Source organism: Pseudomonas sp. NFACC43 (assembly GCF_900119645.1).
GTDB lineage: Bacteria > Pseudomonadota > Gammaproteobacteria > Pseudomonadales > Pseudomonadaceae > Aquipseudomonas.
The window spans coordinates 21,352-42,322 of sequence record NZ_FPKK01000006.1; the positions used below are offsets into that span (position 1 = coordinate 21,352).

Below are 20,971 nucleotides of genomic sequence, written 5' to 3' on the forward strand. Positions count from 1 at the left end.
AGCGGCCATGAGCTACCTGAGCGACAGCTACGTCCAGGAGACCCATTTCGGCTTCTGGTTCCTGCGCAGCCACACCTGGCAGCACCATGTGCTGCGAGTGGCGATCAACGACCTGCGCAGCCTGTTCGACACAGCGGTTCCGGCCAGTCCGGTGCTGCTGGATGCCGGCTGCGGCCAGGGCAAATCGTTCCAGTACCTGCGCCAGGTGTTCGCGCCGCAACGCTTGATCGGCGTGGATGCCGATCCCCACAGCCTGGCATTGAGCGCCGAAGAGGCTGAACGCCAGGGCATGACCGTGGAACTGATCGGCAGCGACTGCGCGGTGCTGGCCGTGCCGGATGCCAGTGTCGACCTGTTGTTCTGCCACCAGACCTTTCATCACCTGGTGGAGCAGGAAAAAGCCCTCGCCGAGTTCTACCGCGTGCTCAAGCCGGGTGGCTACCTGATGTTCGCCGAATCCACCAAGGCCTATATCGATACCTGGGTGATCCGCTGGTTGTTCCGCCACCCCATGCACGTTCAGAAAAGTGCCGCCCAGTATCTGGAAATGATCCGTCTCCAGGGTTTCCGTTTCGAGGTGCGTAACGTGTCCTATCCTTACCTGTGGTGGAGTCGCGCCAGGGATTTCGGCCTGCTGGAACGGTTTGGCCTGCGCCGTCCCCGGCCGTTCGGCCAGCGAGAGGAAACCCTGGTCAACGTGGTGGCCCGCAAGCCATTCGAAGAGGTTGCCGGATGATGCGTTCGCCACTGCTCAACAGCCTGCTCCTTGGCTGTCTCTTGCTGCTCGGCGCCTGCGCCAGCCGCACGCCACTGCCCGAGCACGCGCCGACCCTGGTGCTGCCGCTGCAATTGCACATCGAACGCCAACTGGCCGGGCAGCGCCAGGACTGGCTGCTGGTGATCCAGCGCGAAGGCGCCGGCATCCGCTGGTCGATGATGGACCCGCTGGGCATTCCCCTGGCCCGGCAGCGCCTGGTGGATGGCCAGTGGCAGGCCGACGGCCTGTTGCCGCCCAATGCCGAAGCCCGGGAGCTGTTCGCCGCGCTGCTGTTCGCCCTGACGCCGGACGCCGAGCTGCCGGATAACTACCCCACTGCCAGACAGCAGGCACAACCGCAACGGCAGCGAGCCCTGGATTCCCGCTGGCAGGTGCGCTACAAGCAGGCGCTGGATTTCGAACTGAGCCTGTCCCAAGGCCTGCGCTACCGCATTAAACCGTTGAGCGAGACCACCCCATGACCGCCTATTTGAATGCCCTCGGGGTGATCTGCGCCCTGGGCCGCGATAAACGCAGCGTCGCGCGCAACCTGTTTGCCGGCGACTGCTCGGGCCTGCGCATCGAGCACGGCTGGGTGGCCGAACGCGCTTTGCCCGTGGCGGCGGTGGCCGGTGAACTGACCCCCATCCCGGAAACGCTGGCCGCCCACGGCAGTCGCAACAACCAGCTGCTGCTGGAGGCGGCGCTGCAGATTCGTCCCGAAATCGACCGGGCGATCCAGGCCCATGGTCGCGCCCGCATCGGCATTGTCCTGGGCACCAGCACCTCGGGTATCGATGAAGCCAGCCGAGGCATCGCCCATTACCTGCGCGAGCAGCATTTTCCCGACGGTTACGATTACCAGCAGCAGGAGCTCAGCGCGCCGGCCAATTTCCTGTCCGACTGGCTCGGCCTGTGCGGCCCGTCCTACGCGATTTCCACCGCCTGCACCTCCAGTGCCCGCGCCCTGATGAGTGCCCGACGCCTGCTCGACCTGGGCCTGTGCGACGCGGTGCTTTGCGGCGGCGTGGACAGCCTGTGCAAACTGACACTCAACGGCTTTTCGGCGCTGGAAGCGGTGTCCAGCGAACGCTGCAACCCCTTTTCGGTGAACCGCAACGGCATCAACATCGGCGAAGCGGCGGTGCTGTTCCTGATGAGCAGGGCACCTGGCGACGGACCGCCGATCGCCTTGCTCGGCGACGGGGCCAGCTCCGACGCCCATCATATTTCCGCCCCCGAGCCCAGCGGTCGCGGCGCCCGCCAGGCCATGGAGAAGGCCCTGCACTGCGCCGGCCTTGTCGCCAGCCAGATCGACTACCTGAACCTGCACGGTACCGCCACGCAACACAACGACGCCATGGAAAGCCTGGCCGTCGCCGGGCTGTTTCCAGCGGGTGTCCCCTGCTCGTCCACCAAACCCATGACCGGCCATACCCTCGGCGCGGCCGGAGCGCTGGAAGCGGCATTCTGCTGGCTGAGCCTGAGCGCCGAAAATCCCAACCTGACCCTGCCGCCCCACATCTGGGACGGCCAGGCCGATCCTGAATTGCCGACACTGAACTGGACCGGCATCGACAGCCACCTGAAGGCGACTTCGCCCCGTCGCCTGATGAGCAACTCGTTCGCCTTCGGTGGCAACAACGTCAGCCTGATTATCGGAGACGCCCCATGATCGATTGGCCGCCCGCCGAACTGCTGCCCCACGCAGGCGACATGATTCTCATCGACCGCATCGTGGCGTTCGACGATGAACAGATCCATACCCATGCCACCGTCAAGGCCGGCGGGCCGTTCAGCCGCGACGACGGTGGACTGCCGGCCTGGGTCGGCATCGAGCTGATGGCCCAGAGCGTCGCGGCGTTCGCCGGCTGCCATGCGCGCCAGCGTGGCGATGCCGTGGAGCTGGGCTTTCTGCTCGGCACCCGCAAGTTCGAATGCAACGTCGAATATTTTCCAGTCGGCACCGAACTGGCCATCCATGGCCTGCGCTCCCTGGAAGACGACAACGGCATGGGCGTATTCGAGTGCCACATCGACGCACCCGGCATCCATGCCACGGCCCGGCTGAATGTGTTCCGCCCGCCCCAATCCGCCCACTATCTCCATGAACCGTCCGCAACAGGAAACCAGCCATGACTGAATCCGTACTGGTCACCGGCTCCAGCCGTGGCATCGGCCGCGCCATCGCCCTGCGCCTGGCCCAGGCAGGCCATGACATCGTGCTGCACTGCCGCAGCGGTCGCGCCGAGGCCGACGCCGTCCAGAACGAAATCCAGGCCCTGGGCCGTAATGCCCGGGTGCTGCAATTCGACGTATCCGACCGTGCCGCCTGCAAAGCCATCCTTGAGGCCGATGTCGAGGCCCACGGCGCCTATTACGGGGTGGTGCTCAACGCCGGCCTGACCCGCGACGGCGCGTTCCCGGCCCTGAGCGAAGAAGACTGGGACAGCGTGATGCGCACCAACCTCGACGGTTTCTACAACGTGCTGCACCCGGTGATGATGCCGATGATCCGTCGCCGCGCCGCCGGACGGATCGTCTGCATCACCTCGGTCTCGGGCTTGATCGGCAACCGCGGCCAAGTCAACTACAGCGCCTCGAAGGCCGGACTGATCGGGGCGGCCAAGGCGTTGGCAATCGAGTTGGGCAAGCGCAGGATCACCGTCAACTGCGTCGCCCCTGGCCTGATCGATACCGCCATGCTCGATGAAAACGTGCCCGTGGAAGAACTGATGAAAATGATCCCCGCCCAGCGCATGGGCACCCCGGAAGAAGTGGCCGGCGCGGTGAACTTCCTGATGTCCGCCGAAGCCGGCTACATCACCCGGCAGGTCCTGTCCGTCAACGGAGGCCTGTGCTGATGAAGCGCGTCGTCGTCACCGGCATGGCCGGCATCACCTCCCTGGGCAGCGACTGGGATACCATCGCCGCCAACTTCGCCGCCAACCGCAGCGGCATCCGGTACATGGACGAGTGGAACCGCTTCACTGAACTGAACACCCGCCTGGCCGGGCCCGTCGATGACTTCCAGGTCCCGGCCCACTGGACCCGCAAGCAACTGCGCAGCATGGGCCGGGTGTCACGCCTGGCGGTGGGCGCATCGGAACAGGCCCTGGCCGACGCCGGACTGCTGCACGACGCCTCGATCCGGGACGGGCGCATGGGCGTGGCCTGCGGCTCGTCCACCGGCAGTACCGACGAGATCAAGGCGTTCGGCAACATGCTGCTCAATTCCGTGGCCGAGGGGCTGAACGCCAACTCCTACGTGCGGATGATGCCCCACACCACGGCGGCCAATATCAGCATCTTCTTCGGCCTCACCGGGCGGCTGATCCCTACGTCCAGCGCCTGCACCAGCGGCAGCCAGGGCATCGGCTACGCCTATGAGTCGATCAAGTTCGGGCGCTTGCCGATGATGCTGGCCGGCGGCGCGGAAGAACTGTGCCCGACCGAAGCGATGGTCTTCGACGCCCTCTACGCCACCAGCCTGAAGAACGATGCGCCCCAAAGCAGCCCACGCCCCTACGACAAGGGCCGCGACGGCCTGGTCATCGGCGAAGGTGCCGGCATGCTGGTTCTCGAGGAACTGGAACATGCCCTGGCCCGTGGCGCGCGGATCCATGCCGAAGTCGTAGGCTTTGGCAGCAACGCCGACGGCCAGCACACCACCCGCCCCGAGCAGACCACCATGCGCCGGGCCATGGAACTGGCCCTGGAAGACGCCGGCCTCGCACCGGCCGCCATCGGCTACGTCAACGGTCACGGCACTGCCACCGAACAGGGCGACATCGCCGAAACCCTGGCCACCAGCAGCCTGTTCGGCGAACACATGCCCATCAGCTCGCAGAAAAGCTTCCTCGGCCATACCCTGGGTGCGTGCGGAGCGCTGGAGTCCTGGTTCAGCATCGAAATGATGAACCGCGACCGCTACGTGCACACCTTCAACCTCGACGAAGTCGACCCTCAATGCGGCAAGCTCGACTACCTGCGCAATGAGTTCCGCTCGATGAGCAACGAGTACGTGATGAACAACAACTTTGCCTTTGGCGGGGTCAACACCTCACTGATCTTCCGTCGCTGGCGTTGACGCGGTTTCTTCTCACGCAGACCTTTCACCCTGGGGCGAGCCTGCTCGCGCCCAGGGGGCTCGCAAGCTTGATGGGCTGCATCACGCCCATCCTTTCGTACACCGCCCACGGCCATCAGGTGCGGTATCTATGTACCGCCCTCTCCCGGTGCTGCTCCACTAGGTTGTCCTTCCGAAAACTGCTCAGGAAGAGATCATGCCGGACAACCACCCGCCCACACCGTCTTTCAACCCGCCCCAGGCCAATGGCACCGCACTGACCACCCAGCTCGAGGCGTCGCAACAGCGGATGATCCGCCTGAACGATGCCATTCCAAGGGCATCGCAGATCGCGACGCGGCACCTGGACGACTGGTTCAAACGCACCTTTCCCGCCATCGCGGACACGGTCGATGTAAAAGAGCTGGCCCTGTACACATGGCGAGACGAGGCCATCCCCCCCGCACAACGCAACAGCGACGGACCGGCGACGCGCAGGGTGACGGACACGGTGGCCCTCGACACGCTGCTCTGGCGGGCAATCGCCGGCAGGGTCGATACACAGGCGTTTTTCCTCGAACTGGACAACGTCGACGTCATCACGAACCAGGGCGAAACCACCCAGATGCCCGTGGCACTGAACACCCGCATCGCAAAGGAAGAAATCAAGCGCTTGAGCGACACCCTGGCGGAATCGTTCGCAGAGCTTCTGGCGCAGGCACTGGACGACTTCTGGGATGGATCCACCGAGTTCACCCAGGAACGCCACGTCAGCGACTGGCTGGCAATGGAGTTCGGTGTTCAGCTAAAGGCCCAGGCCGATCTTCATCATCTGGACGGAACGTTGAGCCCGCAGATGCACAAGGCAGTGGCCGACCTGGGGGTATCGGCCCCGGACGCGGCCTCTCGCGCCAGCATCACGGAGCGGCTGCGACCTGGCATCCACGCCTTGGCGTTGACCCCCGAAGGCTGGGGATTCAGCGTACCGCTGACCTCCGCCATTGCGCTGACCCAGCACGACAGCCAAGACCATCCCGGACATGCACTGCTGTACAGCCCGGGCGAACCGCTGGAGATCTACCGGGACCTGGCCGCCCTGAAAGCCGGCCTGGCGCAGCACGATAACGCCGGGGACAGGGTGCACATTGCGCCCATGACGCAGAACTTCCTCGCTCATCTGGTCGCCGACCTGCGCGCAACGCAAAAGGCGGCAGTGCATGACACCTTGCTGGACGGCCCGGCCGAAGACGAAAGACTCAGCGCGTGGGTGGCCAGGATCGATGCCGCGGCGAACATCGGGGACAGGCTGGACCTGGCCGCAGCCATGGACGAGCGCGAACTGCGGCTGAACCAGAAAAAACTGGACGACTGGTTGCACGGCAACCCGAACGTCACGGGCTCCGACCGCGTGGCCTGGTGGCGGGCGGTGCAGGACCTGCAGAAAACCCTGGACGATGTGTCGCCCCCGCCGGACCCGGTGACCCTGGCGACCCAGGACGCGCTCCAGGCGCGGATCCGCGAGCTGCTTGTCCGATTCGTCAAGGAAAAACACCCATCAGCCGACCCTGACCGGATCGTCCTGGGGATCCGCAAACAGATCCTCGATCCACACGCCCCGACGGGTGAATCGCCGTTTGGTTCTGGCATTTCACGCGACCCGGTGAAAGCCATCGTGGATGACCGGCGCTCCATGACGCAGTGGGCCATGTCCAACCTGACCCCGCAGGAACGCAATGCCACCCACGTTAGCGTGGAGGGGCCGCTGAGCTTCGCGCAGATCGTGGAGGTCATCGAGCGGGCGAACGTGGGCGCCCGTCTACCGGCCGAACTGCAACTGGCCGCACGTACTCGCCAGCCGCAATGGATGGCCGTCAAGGCGAAACAGATGCGGGCCCAGGCTTGGGCCGCCCATATCTCCGGCGACCTGAGGCACGACCGGGACAAGACCGGACTCAACCTGGTGCTGGCGGCACTGGACAGTCCGGCGCCGGAAGGGCGCAGAAAGGTCAATGGCCACGAGGTGGTGGTCCGGCAGGTCCAGTGGGGCGACAGCGTGCTGAAGGAAATCCTCGCGTTCGGCGTCAGGACACTGGCGAGTCGCCCCTCGCTGACGCTGTATACGCCCGGGGCACCAGACGGCAAGACGTTCAGGGACATCGATGCCAACAGCGACCGAGAGCTGGAAGCCGCGCTGGTGCGGACACTCACGGCCACGCTGGACATGACCCGCTGGCTGATCTCGCAATTGCCCTTGCTCGAGCAAGCCGACCAGCTTGCCAGCCTGGTGCCGGCCTCGGAGAACCTGACGCTCAACGAGAAGATAAGGAAGATCACGCAACCGAGCTTCTCGTGGATAAGACACAGGGTCCTGGATGACTTTGCGTCGAATGTCTATTCGCCCGTGGTCAAGGCAGACCTGTTCAAGGCGCTGCACGAGACCCAGATAACCCATGCAATCAAGACCGCCGACTCGCTGACCGTAAGCAATGCCGAGCGCGACAGCACCGCGGCACAGGAAGGACGCAGAAAGGGTGTCGCGTTATTGACCGGCGCCATGGCCATGTTCTATGCCGGCCGCCTGGGCGGAGTACTGGGGCGCGCGATCCTGCCGACCATGGCCGGCGGCGCCGCGGTATCGGCGATCAAGGACGAGGACGGCAGCTTCAGCCAGTGGGCAGGGGACTTTATCCACGGGCTGGGCGAGGTGTTGGCAGAGGCCGGACAGGACCTGATCATGGCCCGCGCGGCACACCGTCGCAGCAAGGAGCGCCCGAGGCTGTCGTCGCTTGCTCGAATGCCGAACCCGGAACTGGAGCCTTTTGTCCTGAAGGGTTTCAACGGCAAGGGGTTGGCGTCCGAAGGTCGTGACCGGTATCGGGATGCCGGCGGGCAGGGCTACCTGAAGCTGGGCAAGGACTATTGCAAGACTGCGATACAGGAAGGCGAGCAGATTATCTACGCGTCCAACAATCGGTCGAACCAGCGAAGGGTGGCCTGGAAAAACGGTCGCTGGCAACTTCAGGAACCGCTGCGACTGCTCGGCGGGGGAAACCTGCTGAGTCTGTTCAGCCGGACTCCCGAAACTGCGCAACGCAAAACCTGCAACGCCCTGGTCGAGGGGGTCCTGGTGGATCATCACTGGCCTTCGCGCAAGGTGGTCTCCATCGCGAGAAAGGTCATCTACTCGATGCCCGACGAACTGGCAGAGCGTATCCTGCGCGAGAGCATGAGCGACCTCGGCGTCGACAACATAGACACCTATCGCTCACGGATAGACGCCATAAACAAAGGACTGCGCAGCTTCACGCCACATAAGGTCCACCACGAAAACCTGCTGTACAAATACAACGTATGGCAAGCCGTCGATTACTGCACCCAGGACCTCCAGCCCCAAGGCCTGCAACTCAACTCGACCCAGAAAATCCGAATCTTCGACATGACACTGCCGCTCAGGCGCGAGCTTTTCGACAGTGAAGGCAATTTCAAGATGATGATGTCGTCCCTGCCCGACAACCTCACCGGCGCACTGTTCGTCACGATCATCCCCGAACAGGGCAAGAAGAAAGCCGCGATGACCAAGATACAGGCGGATATCCATGATGTGGTTGCCGCTGCCGAACAAAGAGTCTGGCGCGAGCTGGGGACCGACTTCCCCGGGGAAGGACCTGAAGTCGAGGCCGCCAAGAAAGAGTACAAGGAAACGCCTGAAAACCTTGCGCTGTACAAGAGCAAGAAGCTGCAGATCTTCAGGGAAGAAATGCAGAAACGACACAAGCCCGGGCTCCTGACGGAAATCCGCAACAACAGGATTCCTTATCTCATCATCAACAAGGGCAAATCACTGCGCAAAACGCTACTGGTGACCCAGGAGGACATCACGGATTTCAGCAGAAAACTTTCCAACTACGACGCCTTCGATATCGAGGTGGTGACCCAGGTCCCTTCGAAAAAAGTGCCTGGCAAGACCCCGACCACCAGCACGCCTGTAGCCCCGCCGCAAGCATCGCCGGTCAAGGACAGGTTCACCGTAAGCGCCAATACCCTGGCGGAAACACAGATGTCCTACAACAGCTTCCCCGACGCGGCCAAGACCAGGATCACGCAGATCATGGACGACATCCGCGCCGGCAGGGCCACCACCAAGAGAATCAACAGGTTCTACTGGTACGACATGGCCCAGCTCTCCCCCGGCGGCGGCAGAGGGGCCTGGCGCGCGGCGTTCGAACGCAAGGGTGATAGCTGGATACTCCAGGGCTTCTACGACTATCACGTCAATAAACCTGCGACGGTCTGGGAGGGCTGAGTAAAACTGACCGACCAAAGGCAAGCCCTGTGGACAGGGCTTGCTCGCGAACGAGGATGGTTTTGACCGCGTCACTTCCGGCCGAGAGGCTCCTGTCCGGCATCAGGAAACAGACAAAGCCCCCTCGTCGGTCAACAACGCCACGAACCCCTTGGCCATCGGCGAACGCTGGTCCTTGCGCTGTACCAGCCACACGGCCGACACCGCCGCGGGGTCGAGCAGCGGTCGATAGACCACGCCATCGATTCGCATCCGCTGGTAAGACGCCGGCAGCACCGAAACACCCAGCCCCGCCGCCACCAGGCCTATGATGGTCATGGCTTCCCCGGCCTCCTGGGCGAAATGCGGACTGAAGCCGGCGTCGCGAGCCAGGTTCAGGAGCTGCGCATACAGGCCGCTGCCGTAGCTGCGGGGAAAGAATACAAAGGGTTCATGGGCCAGCGCCGATAGAAACAGCCCCTCCTCATTGCCCTGGGCCAGTGGATGCTTGGCGCTGAGCACGGCCACCAGGGGTTCGCGGCTCAACTCGATGACACTCAGGGAGTCGGGCAGCGGCAACGGGCGCATGATGCCGACTTCGATCGCCTCGTCCACCAGCGCATCGGCCACCTGGGTACTGCTCATTTCCCGCAGGTTCAGGTGCACGGCCGGAAATCGCTGGCGAAAGGAGAAGATCGCCTGGGGGATGGTGGAATTGAACGGCGCCGAGGAGGTGAACCCGATTTTCAACTCGCCCAGTTCCCCCTGCTGGGCGCGGCGGGCTACGTCAGCCGCCTTGTCGACCTGGGCCAGGACCCGTCGCGCCTCTTCCAGAAACAGCCGCCCGGCTTCGCTCAGTTCGACCCGACGATTGGTGCGCTCGAACAGACGCGCGCCAATCTCCTGTTCCAACGCCTGGATCTGCTGGCTCAAGGGAGGCTGGGAGATACCCAGCGCCAGCGCGGCACGGCCGAAATGAAGCTCCTCGGCGACGGCGATGAAGTAACGCAGATGACGCAATTCCATGGGCCTTCCAATAAGTCGTTCAACGTCTTAAACAGGTCGAACAATATATTGGATAGAAACATTAGCCGGCTATATGCTTTTTTCATTGCCTGCCTGGCCGTGCTTCCCCCGAGGTTCATCGTGAAAACTGCTGTCGCCCCCCTGGCCCATGAAATCCCTCCCCAGCCGGACAACGTCGCTGGGCAACTGGCGGACATCTACATCGAGAAAGGCACCTCGATGTTCATGCATACAGTCCTGGCGCTGTTCTGCGGCGGGTTCGCGACGTTCGCCCTGCTGTATTGCGTGCAGCCGATGATGCCGCTGTTGTCGGCGGAGTTTTCCATCAACGCCGCCCAGAGCAGCCTGATCCTGTCGGTGGCGACCGCCTTGCTCGCCATCGGCCTTTTGATCACCGGTCCGATCTCCGACCGCATCGGCCGCAAGCCGGTGATGGTCGCGGCGCTGTTCGCCGCGGCGTTGTGCACGATTGCCAGCGCCATGATGCCCACCTGGCAAGGCGTACTGGTACTGCGCGCCCTCGTGGGGCTGTCGTTGAGCGGACTGGCGGCCGTGGCCATGACCTACCTGAGCGAAGAAATCCATCCCAAGCACATCGGCCTGGCGATGGGCCTGTATATCGCCGGCAACGCCATCGGCGGCATGTCCGGACGGCTGATCGCCGGCGTACTGATCGACTTCGTCAGTTGGCACACCGCGATGCTGGTGATCGGCGGTCTCGCACTGATCGCCGCGGCGGTGTTCTGGAGGATTCTTCCCGAGTCGCGCAACTTCCGTCCGCGCTCGCTGCACCCACGCAGCCTGCTGGAAGGGTTCACCATGCACTTTCGCGATGCCGGGTTGCCACTGCTGTTTCTCGAAGCGTTCGTGTTGATGGGGGCGTTCGTGACGCTGTTCAACTACATCGGCTACCGCCTGCTGGCCGCGCCTTATCATCTGGACCAGGCGTTCGTCGGCTTGCTGTCGGTGGTGTACCTGTCGGGTATCTACAGTTCGGCCAAGGTCGGCTCGCTGGCCGACAAACTGGGTCGCCGCAAGATGCTCTGGGCGACCATTGCACTGATGCTGGCAGGCCTGGTGCTGACTCTGTTCACTCCGCTGTCCCTGGTGATCCTGGGCATGCTGGTGTTCACCTTCGGGTTCTTCGGTGCCCACTCCGTCGCCAGCAGCTGGATCGGTCGCCGGGCAACCAGAGCCAAGGGGCAGGCCTCATCGCTCTACCTGTTCAGCTACTACGCGGGTTCGAGTATCGCGGGCACGGCCGGTGGCGTGGCCTGGCACCTGGGTGGCTGGAACGGCATCGGATTGTTCATCGGGGCCTTGCTGGTGATTGCGTTGGGGGTGGCATTGAAACTGGCCAAGCTACCGGTGTTGCCGGGCAACATGCAGGTCTAGCCTGGAGATTGATCGAGCCCGGGCCTGCCGCCCGGGTCATTGCTGCATCGTCATCCGCGCCTCCAGGATTCCCTCGCGCACTTCCAGGCTCAGCGTCTGCAGGGTCGCACCATCCCGCTCGTGCCGATCCAGCCAGTCGAGCAGTCGATTGACATCGCCACTGGCCATCGTCGAGATCTTCGTTGATGCCGCCGAAGCGCTCTTATTCAAAGTGAATGATAAAGAGGCGAAAAAAAGCCTGCCTGGAACGAATCCCGGCAGGCTGGGTGAGCAGGCTTTGATCAGCCGTGGTATTGCGCCGACAACTCATGCACGGCGCGCAGGAAAGCACCGGCGTGTTCCGGATCGACTTCCGGGGTGATGCCGTGACCCAGGTTGAATACGTGGCCGCTGCCCTTACCGTAGCTGGCCAGGATTCGACCAACCTCGGCACGAATGGCTTCAGGCTTGGCGTAGAGGACGGTCGGGTCCATGTTGCCTTGCAGGGCCACCTTGTCACCGACCCGCGCACGGGCGTTGCCGATATCGCAGGTCCAGTCCAGGCCCAGGGCATCGGCGCCCGCGTCGGCGATACTCTCCAGCCACAGGCCGCCATTCTTGGTGAACAGGATCACCGGTACCTGGCGCCCTTCATGTTCGCGAATCAGGCCGCTGACGATCTTGCGCATATAGGCCAGGGAGAACTCCTGATAGGCCGCCGCCGACAGGTTGCCGCCCCAGGTGTCGAAGATCTGCACCGCCTGCGCCCCGGCCATGATCTGGCCATTGAGGTAGGAGGTGACCGACTGCGCCAGCTTGTCCAGCAGCAGGTGCATGGCTTGCGGGTTGTCGTAGAGCATCGCCTTGGTCTTGCGGAAGTCCTTGGACGAACCGCCTTCGACCATGTAGGTCGCCAGGGTCCAGGGGCTGCCGGAAAAACCGATCAACGGCACGCGACCGTTGAGCTCGCGGCGAATGGTGCTGACCGCATCCATGACGTAGCCCAGGTCCTTTTGCGGATCCGGGATCGGCAATGCCTCGATGTCGGCCAGGGAGCTGACGACCTTCTTGAAGCGTGGGCCTTCGCCGGTCTCGAAATACAGACCCTGGCCCATGGCGTCGGGGATGGTGAGGATGTCGGAGAACAGGATCGCCGCATCCAGCTGCGGGTAACGATCCAGGGGCTGCAGCGTGACCTCGCAAGCGAATTGCGGGTTCATGCACAGGCTCATGAAATCGCCGGCCTTGGCGCGGCTGGCGCGGTACTCCGGCAGATAGCGACCGGCCTGGCGCATCATCCACACAGGGGTGACGTCTACGGGTTGCTTGAGCAGGGCGCGAAGGAAACGATCGTTCTTCAGGGCAGTCATGTCGGCATCCGGAAAAAAAGTGCGGGCATTTTCTCAGAGCGCGACGCAAAAGGCACGGCAAGAGCCGTGCCTTTTATCTATCGGGGCAATTTGTCGCGGTGTCATGCAATGTTCAGCAACACCAAAAAACAATTGTGGGAGCGAGCTTGCTCGCGATGAGGGCATCACATTCAACATGTTCGTTGACTGATCCACCGTTATCGCGAGCAAGCTCGCTCCCACATCTGATCGCACTCCAGCGTTAGGAAGTGATCAGACCCCCAGGTAATCCAGGATCCCTTCCGCCGCGTTGCGGCCTTCGAAGATCGCCGTCACCACCAGGTCGGAGCCCCGTACCATGTCGCCGCCGGCGAAGATCTTCGGGTTGCTGGTCTGGTGCTTGTACTGGCCCTGCTCCGGAGCCACCACACGGCCCTGGCTGTCGGTCTGGATGCTGAACTGCTCGAACCATGGCGCCGGGCTCGGACGGAAACCGAAGGCGATGACCACGGCGTCGGCCGGGATGATCTCTTCGGAACCCGGGATCGGCTCGGGACTGCGACGACCACGGGCGTCTGGCTCGCCCAGACGGGTCTCGACCACCTTCACGCCTTCGACCTTGTCTTCACCGACAATGGCGATCGGCTGGCGGTTGTAGAGGAACTTCACCCCTTCTTCCTTGGCGTTCTTCACCTCTTTGCGCGAGCCGGGCATGTTGGCCTCGTCACGACGATAGGCACAGGTCACCGACTTGGCGCCCTGGCGGATCGAAGTCCGGTTGCAGTCCATCGCCGTGTCGCCACCGCCGAGCACCACGACCTTCTTGCCCTTCATGTCGACGAAATCTTCCGGCGACTTTTCAAAGCCCAGGTTGCGGTTGACGTTGGCGATCAGGAAATCCAGGGCGTCGTACACGCCGGGCAGGTCTTCGCCGGCAAAGCCACCCTTCATGTAGGTGTAGGTGCCCATGCCCATGAACACGGCATCGTATTCTTCGAGCAGTTGCTCCATGGTCACGTCCTTGCCCACCTCGGTGTTCAGGCGGAACTCGATGCCCATGCCGGTGAAGACTTCGCGACGATTGCTCAGCACGGTCTTTTCCAGCTTGAACTCGGGGATGCCAAAGGTCAGCAGGCCACCGATCTCCGGGTTCTTGTCGAATACCACCGGGGTCACGCCGCCGCGCACCAGCACGTCGGCACAGCCCAGGCCCGCCGGGCCGGCACCGATGATGGCGACCCGCTTGCCGGTCGGCTTGACCTTGGACATGTCCGGGCGCCAACCCATGGCGAACGCGGTGTCGGTGATGTACTTCTCCACCGAACCGATGGTCACCGCGCCGAAACCGTCGTTCAAGGTGCAGGCACCTTCACACAGGCGGTCCTGCGGGCACACCCGGCCACAGACTTCCGGCAGGGTGTTGGTCTGGTGGGACAGTTCGGCGGCCTGGAGGATGTTGCCCTCGGCCACCAGCTTCAACCAGTTGGGAATGAAGTTGTGCACCGGGCACTTCCATTCGCAGTACGGGTTACCGCACCCCAGGCAGCGGTGGGCCTGGTCGGCCGACTGCTGGGGTTTGAAGGGCTCGTAGATTTCCACGAACTCTTTCTTGCGTTGACGCAACAGTTTCTTCTTCGGATCCTTGCGCCCGACATCGATGAACTGGAAGTCGTTACTCAGACGTTCAGCCATTGTTAAAACCTCATCAAACTCTTCAGGCGCATATCACTGCGGGTTGGCACGGGTGCTGGAAAGCAACGACTTCAGGTTGGCAGCCTTGGGCTTGACCAGCCAGAAACGGCGGACGTAGTCATCGAGGTTCTCGGCGAGCTCACGCCCCCACTCGCTGTGGGTTTCCTCGACATACTCGTCCAGCACGCGTTGCAGATGGCTGCGGTAGGCTTCCATCGCCTCGCCGCTGATCCGCTGGATTTCCACCAGTTCGTGGTTGACCCGGTCAACGAAGGTGTTGTCCTGGTCGAGCACGTAGGCGAAACCGCCGGTCATGCCAGAGCCAAAGTTGTAACCGGTCTTGCCCAGCACACAGACGAAACCACCGGTCATGTATTCGCAGCAGTGATCGCCGGTCCCCTCCACCACGGTGTGGGCCCCGGAGTTGCGCACGGCGAAACGCTCGCCCGCGGTACCGGCGGCGAACAGCTTGCCGCCAGTGGCGCCGTACAGGCAGGTGTTGCCGATGATGGCACTGTCCTGGGTGCGATAGGCGCTGCCCTTGGGCGGAACGATGACCAGCTTGCCGCCGGTCATGCCCTTGCCGACGTAGTCGTTGGCATCGCCTTCCAGGTACATGTTCAGGCCGCCGGCGTTCCAGACGCCGAAGCTCTGGCCAGCGGTGCCCTTGAAGCGGAATGTGATCGGCGCCTGGGCCATGCCCTGGTTGCCATGGCGGCGGGCGATCTCGCCGGAGATCCGCGCACCGATGGAGCGATCGCAGTTGCAGATGTCCAGTTCGAACTCCGCGCCGCTCAGGTCGTTGATCGCCGAAGTGGCCATGTCGACCATCTTCTCGGCCAGCTCGCCCTTGTCGAACGGCGGGTTGCGGTCCACCTGGCAGAACTGCGGCTTGTCCGCCGGAATGTGGTCGCTGCCCAGCAACGGGGTCAGGTCCAGATGATGCTGCTTGGCGGTCTGGCCTTCGAGCACTTCCAGCAGGTCGGTACGGCCGATCAGCTCTTCGAGCGAGCGCACGCCCAGCTTGGCCAGCCACTCACGGGTTTCCTCGGCCACGTAGGTGAAGAAGTTCACCACCATGTCGACGGTGCCGATGTAGTGGTCCTTGCGCAGCTTCTCGTTCTGGGTCGCCACGCCGGTGGCGCAGTTGTTCAGGTGGCAGATGCGCAGGTACTTGCAGCCCAGCGCGATCATCGGCGCGGTACCGAAGCCGAAGCTCTCGGCACCGAGGATGGCGGCCTTGATCACGTCCAGGCCGGTTTTCAGGCCACCGTCGGTCTGCACCCGGACCTTGCCGCGCAAGTCGTTGCCGCGCAGGGTCTGGTGGGTTTCGGCCAGGCCCAGTTCCCACGGCGCACCGGCATACTTGATCGAAGTCAGCGGCGACGCACCGGTGCCGCCGTCATAGCCGGAGATGGTGATCAGATCGGCATAGGCCTTGGCCACACCGGCGGCAATGGTGCCGACGCCGGCCTCCGCCACCAGTTTCACCGAAACCAGCGCCTTGGGGTTCACCTGCTTGAGGTCGAAGATCAGTTGCGACAGGTCTTCGATCGAGTAGATGTCGTGATGCGGCGGCGGCGAGATGAGGGTCACGCCGGGCACGGCATAACGCAGCTTGGCGATCAGGCCGTTGACCTTGCCGCCAGGCAGCTGGCCGCCTTCACCGGGCTTGGCGCCCTGGGCGACCTTGATCTGCAGTACCTCGGCATTGACCAGGTATTCCGGTGTGACACCGAAACGACCGGTGGCCACCTGCTTGATTTTCGAGCTCTTGATGGTGCCGTAGCGCGCCGGATCTTCGCCGCCCTCACCGGAGTTGGAACGCGCACCGAGGCGGTTCATGGCTTCGGCCAGTGCTTCGTGGGCTTCCGGGGACAGGGCGCCGAGGGAAATACCGGCGGAATCGAAGCGCTTGAGCACCGACTCCAGGGGTTCCACTTCGCTGAGGTCCAGCGGCGTGTCGAGGGTCTTGACCTTGAGCAGGTCACGGATCATCGACACCGGACGGTTGTCCACCAGCGACGTGTATTCCTTGAACTTGGCGTAGTCGCCCTGCTGCACGGCGGCCTGCAGGGTATTGACCACATCCGGGTTGTAGGCATGGTATTCGCCGCCGTGGACGAACTTCAGCAGGCCACCTTGCTGGATCGGCTTGCGCGGGCTCCAGGCTTCGGCGGCCAGGGCTTTCTGCTCGGCTTCGATGTCGACGAAACGCGCACCCTTGATGCGGCTCGGCACGCCACGGAAGCTCAACTCGCATACTTCTTCGGACAGGCCGATGGCCTCGAACAGTTGCGCACCGCGGTAGGACGCAATGGTGGAGATGCCCATCTTCGACAGGATCTTGAGCAGGCCCTTGGTGATGCCCTTGCGGTAGTTCTTGAAAACCTCGTAGAGGTCGCCCAGCACTTCACCGGTACGAATCAGGTCGCCCAGCACTTCGTAGGCCAGGAACGGGTAGACCGCCGAGGCACCGAAACCGATGAGCACCGCGAAGTGATGCGGGTCGCGGGCGGTGGCGGTTTCCACGAGGATGTTGGAATCGCAGCGCAAGCCTTTTTCGGTCAGGCGATGGTGCACCGCACCCGTGGCCAGCGAAGCATGGATCGGCAGCTTGCCGGGCATGATGTGCCTGTCGCTGAGCACGATCTGGGTACGACCGGCGCGCACGGCTTCTTCAGCCTGGTCGGCGACATTGCGGATGGCCGCTTCCAGGCCGACGCTCTCGTCGTAGTTCAGGTCGATGACCTGGCGCTGGAAGCCCGGGCGATCGAGGTTGGTCAGCGAGCGCCACTTGGCCGGGGAAATGACCGGCGAGCTGAGGATCACCCGTGAGGCGTGCTCCGGGGACTCCTGGAAGATATTGCGCTCGGCGCCCAGGCAGATTTCCAGGGACATCACGATCGCTTCACGCAGCGGGTCGATCGGCGGGTTGGTGACCTGGGCGAACTGCTGGCGGAAATAGTCGTACGGCGTGCGCACGCGTTGCGACAGCACCGCCATCGGCGTGTCGTCGCCCATGGAACCGACCGCTTCGTAGCCCTGCTCGCCCAGTGGGCGCAGCACCTGGTCACGCTCCTCGAAGGTGACCTGGTACATCTTCATGTACTGCTTGAGCTGGTCGACATCGTAGAAAGCCGAGCCGTGGTCGTTGTCTTCCATGGTCGCCTGGATGCGCAGGGCATTCTTGCGCAGCCATTGCTTGTATGGATGACGGGACTTGAGACGGTTGTCGATGGCGTCGGTGTCGAGGATCTGGCCGGTCTCGACATCCACGGCGAAGATCTGGCCCGGGCCCACGCGGCCCTTGGCGATGACGTCCTCGGGCTGGTAGTTCCAGACGCCGATTTCCGATGCCAGGGTGATGAAACCGTTGGTGGTGGTGACCCAGCGCGCTGGACGCAGACCGTTACGATCCAGCAGGCAAACGGCGTAGCGACCGTCGGTCATGACGATCCCCGCCGGGCCGTCCCACGGCTCCATGTGCATGGAGTTGTATTCGTAGAAGGCACGCAGGTCCGGATCCATCGTCTCGACGTTCTGCCAGGCCGGCGGCACGAGCATGCGTACGCCACGGAACAGGTCGATACCACCGGTCACCATCAGCTCGAGCATGTTGTCCATGCTCGAGGAGTCCGACCCCACGCGGTTGACCAACGGGCCAAGCTCTTCGAGGTCCGGCATCAGGTCGTTGGCGAACTTGGTGCGACGGGCCAGGGCCCAGTTGCGGTTGCCGGTGATGGTGTTGATCTCGCCGTTGTGGGCGAGGAAGCGGAATGGCTGGGCCAGCGGCCATTTCGGCAAGGTGTTGGTGGAGTAGCGCTGGTGAAACACGCAGATGGCGGTTTTCAGGCGCTCGTCGCTCAGGTCCGGATAAAACGCGGCGAGGTCCGCCGGCATCATCAGGCCTTTATAAATGATGGTCTTGTTGGAGAAGCTGCAGATGTAGTGGTCGGTGTCGGCAGCGTTGGCCACGGACGAACGACGACGGGAACTGAACAGCTTGATCGCCATTTCCTGGTCGCTCAGGCCTTCACCAGCGATGAACACCTGTTCGATCAGCGGGAGGCGCTCCAGGGCCAGGCGGCCGAGGACGCTGGTGTCGATCGGCACTTTGCGCCAGCCAACCAGTTGCAGGCCAGCGGCCAGGATCTCGCGGTTCATGTTCTCGCGAGCGGCCTGCGCCTTCACCGGGTCCTGATTGAAGAACACCATGCCCACCGCGTACTGCTTGGGCAGGGTCACGCCAAACGTTTCCTGGGCAACGGCGCGCAGGAACTCGTCAGGCTTCTGGATCAGCAAGCCGCAACCGTCACCGGTCTTGCCGTCGGCGTTGATCCCACCGCGGTGGGTCATGCAGGTCAGGGCCTCAATGGCGGTTTGCAAAAGGGTATGGCTAGGCTCGCCCTGCATATGGGCTATCAGGCCAAAACCGCAGTTATCCTTGAATTCATCTGGTTGGTACAGACCTGCTTTCATAGACACTTTCTCACCAGGCTGCCTCTTGCCGAGGCAAATTTCTTTTCAATTCAACCAGTTGCATTTCGCGCCGAACGTACGCCGGCTTTGCGGGGGCAAAAGGGAGGTCATTGTACATGCCGACACAGACGCTCACAAATTTGACGACGAACTGTCGCAAATCCATGTCGCATTTGTGAAAGGTTTAAAGCTATATGCTGTGCTAGTCAAAACTTTTTTGGGTTCGACCGCTACGACTCAAACGCTACTGTGACGCAGACACCGCAAGGCGCGCGGCCTGAAAGGTCGCCCGCCCCTGCGGAAATGTTGAGGTTGCCGGGAGAGGCGGCCTGGGTAAGGCCGCCGAATCTTCAGCGAGTTGCAGCCAGTTCCTGTTGGACGCTGGCGACAGTGCGAGGCCAAGGTTTACCAGCCTGAACCTTCGCTGGCAAGGCCTTGATGGCGGAAACGGCCGCATCGCGGCTGGCAAAGCTGCCGTAGGTGATGACATACAGCGGCTTGCCGTTGAGCACCTTCTTGAAATAACGATACTCGCCGCCCTGCTCCTTGACGAAGTTCTGGGCGGCCGCCTCGGAGCTGGTACCGAGGATCTGCACCACGTAGTTGCCTGGTGCCTGGCCGGCGTACCAGCTGCCACCCGTGGCCTTGGCCGTGGTAGTGGCAGGCTTGGCGGCCGGCGCAGGTGCCGGCTTGGCCACCGGTGCTGGCGTCGGCGCGGGCTTGGCGGTAGCGACCTGGGCTGGGGCAGGCGTCGGCTTGGCGGCTGGAGCCGGTGCCGGTGTCGGGGTTGGTGCCGGACCTGCCGGCACGCCGACGGGCGGTGCCGTGGTGGTCACGGTTGGCGGCGTATCGCTGCTGTCGTCGATCGGAGGCGCCGAGCCGTCATCACCCTCGGTGATACCGCCGGCCGCTTCGGCCAGGGGACCGCGCATGACCGGTTGCGACTGGCCGACCAACGGCAGCGGCATCGGCTGGGTATTGCCGGCGAACTCCACCGCTGGCGCGCCGCCGTTGGGTTGCGGCGTGCCCTGGCCAAGGGGCAGTTGCGCCTGTTCGTTTGCCGGTGTGCCCGTGGAGGGCGCCTTGTTGCGACCCGGCATCAGCCACGCGGCGGCAATGGCGACCACGACCACGGCGGAAATCGCCAATACGTGCTTCTTCGGCATGTTGAACCCCATACTAGGACGCTTCACCGCTGAGCGGCTGGCAATCATGATTTCGATCAAGGCATCGCGGGCGACCTGATTGATGTTGCCAGGCCAGCCGTCGGAGCTTTCGTGAATCTCAGAGATCTGATCGGCGGTGAAAAGTTCGATACCCCGGCCGGCTCCTTCAAGACGCTGGGCCAGGTATTCGCGGGTTTCTTCCTCGGTGTAGGGTGCCAGCTCGATGATGTGGAACCGCTCTTCCTCGAGCTGCAACTGCTCCAGACCGGCAATCAGCGACGACTCGCCGAAGAGGAACACATGAGGGCGACCTTCCGGCGCACCGGCAGCCAGTTCCAGCAGCACTTCGAGGGCCGATTCGTCGAGCTGCTCGGCGTCATCCACCAGCAGGTAGACCTCCTGACCGGTCAACGCCAGCTGAACGATCTGCTCGAGAATCGCGCCGATTTCAGCCTGGGCGACATTCAGCGCCTGGGCCACCTGGCGCAACACACCCGCTGCGTCGCCGGCACCACGGGCCGAGACCACCACGCTTTGCACCGACTGCTTGTTGGTGCTGGCCACCAGGGCCTGGCGCAGCAGAGTCTTGCCGCTGCCCTGGGGACCGGTGACCACCAGCAGCAACTGGCTGTAGCGCGCCAGGTGATGCAATTGCCCAAGCACCGGCTTGCGCTGGGCCGGGAAGAACTTGAAGCCGGGGACCCGAGGAGCGAAAGGGTCGTGGCTCAACTGGAAATGGCCGAGGAAAGCCTCGTCGGCATGCAAACTAGTCAT

The 20,971-nt window shown here is 63.2% G+C and carries 14 protein-coding genes; 8 read left to right on the top strand and 6 right to left on the bottom strand.

Features of this window, described 5'->3' with window-relative positions; genetic code table 11:
• Positions 1-7: 7 nt before the first annotated feature.
• The 7 genes from BT179_RS12065 (at position 8) to BT179_RS12095 (ending at position 9,129) form a co-directional block, all read left to right on the top strand.
• Positions 8-736 (top strand): class I SAM-dependent methyltransferase, encoded by a 729-nt coding sequence (locus BT179_RS12065; RefSeq protein WP_072431657.1) that lies wholly within the window; start codon positions 8-10, stop codon positions 734-736.
• Positions 736-1,239 carry a DUF3261 domain-containing protein gene (locus tag BT179_RS12070; RefSeq protein ID WP_371128616.1) on the top strand — a complete coding sequence of 168 codons (504 nt, stop codon included), beginning with the start codon at positions 736-738 and terminating at the stop codon, positions 1,237-1,239. The genes BT179_RS12065 and BT179_RS12070 overlap by 1 nt, the downstream gene beginning before the upstream one ends.
• A complete protein-coding gene (locus BT179_RS12075; protein ID WP_072397997.1) occupies positions 1,236-2,432 on the top strand; it encodes a beta-ketoacyl-[acyl-carrier-protein] synthase family protein in 1,197 nt (398 codons plus the stop codon). Before BT179_RS12070 ends, BT179_RS12075 begins: the two co-directional genes overlap by 4 nt.
• Complete coding sequence (locus BT179_RS12080; protein WP_072397996.1) at positions 2,429-2,896, top strand: hotdog family protein; 468 nt, start codon at positions 2,429-2,431, stop codon at positions 2,894-2,896. Before BT179_RS12075 ends, BT179_RS12080 begins: the two co-directional genes overlap by 4 nt.
• Positions 2,893-3,621 (top strand): 3-oxoacyl-ACP reductase FabG, encoded by a 729-nt coding sequence (gene fabG / locus BT179_RS12085; RefSeq protein ID WP_072397995.1) that lies wholly within the window; start codon positions 2,893-2,895, stop codon positions 3,619-3,621. The genes BT179_RS12080 and fabG overlap by 4 nt, the downstream gene beginning before the upstream one ends.
• Complete coding sequence (locus BT179_RS12090) at positions 3,621-4,847, top strand: beta-ketoacyl-ACP synthase (protein ID WP_072397994.1); 1,227 nt, start codon at positions 3,621-3,623, stop codon at positions 4,845-4,847. The genes fabG and BT179_RS12090 overlap by 1 nt, the downstream gene beginning before the upstream one ends.
• A 196-nt stretch (positions 4,848-5,043) precedes the next feature.
• On the top strand, positions 5,044-9,129 hold the full coding sequence (locus BT179_RS12095) for a dermonecrotic toxin domain-containing protein (RefSeq protein WP_072431658.1): 4,086 nt from the start codon (positions 5,044-5,046) through the stop codon (positions 9,127-9,129).
• A 102-nt stretch (positions 9,130-9,231) separates the two neighbouring features.
• Here BT179_RS12095 and BT179_RS12100 read toward each other — a convergent pair whose 3' ends face one another.
• Entirely contained in the window at positions 9,232-10,134 is a 903-nt protein-coding gene (locus BT179_RS12100; protein WP_072397992.1) for a LysR family transcriptional regulator, read from the bottom strand.
• Positions 10,135-10,353: 219 nt separating this feature from the next.
• Here BT179_RS12100 and BT179_RS12105 point away from each other — a divergent pair, with 219 nt between their 5' ends.
• A complete protein-coding gene (locus tag BT179_RS12105) occupies positions 10,354-11,529 on the top strand; it encodes an MFS transporter (RefSeq protein WP_231991119.1) in 1,176 nt (391 codons plus the stop codon).
• Between the two features lie 36 nt (positions 11,530-11,565).
• Here BT179_RS12105 and BT179_RS26990 read toward each other — a convergent pair whose 3' ends face one another.
• From BT179_RS26990 to BT179_RS12130, 5 genes are all read right to left on the bottom strand, one after another.
• Positions 11,566-11,697, bottom strand: coding sequence for a hypothetical protein (locus BT179_RS26990; RefSeq protein WP_256327883.1), 132 nt, complete (start codon positions 11,695-11,697; stop codon positions 11,566-11,568).
• A gap of 113 nt (positions 11,698-11,810) precedes the next feature.
• The gene (gene hemE / locus BT179_RS12110; protein ID WP_072397990.1) at positions 11,811-12,878 is read right to left on the bottom strand and encodes a uroporphyrinogen decarboxylase; all 1,068 of its coding nucleotides are present in this window, start codon (positions 12,876-12,878) and stop codon (positions 11,811-11,813) included.
• A 252-nt stretch (positions 12,879-13,130) separates the two neighbouring features.
• Entirely contained in the window at positions 13,131-14,549 is a 1,419-nt protein-coding gene (locus BT179_RS12115) for an FAD-dependent oxidoreductase (protein WP_047225960.1), read from the bottom strand.
• Between the two features lie 33 nt (positions 14,550-14,582).
• Positions 14,583-19,031: a glutamate synthase large subunit gene (gene gltB / locus BT179_RS12120; protein WP_072397989.1), complete on the bottom strand. Its 4,449-nt coding sequence runs from the start codon at positions 19,029-19,031 to the stop codon at positions 14,583-14,585.
• 350 nt (positions 19,032-19,381) lie between these two features.
• On the bottom strand, positions 19,382-20,971 hold the full coding sequence (locus BT179_RS12130; protein WP_072431660.1) for an AAA family ATPase: 1,590 nt from the start codon (positions 20,969-20,971) through the stop codon (positions 19,382-19,384).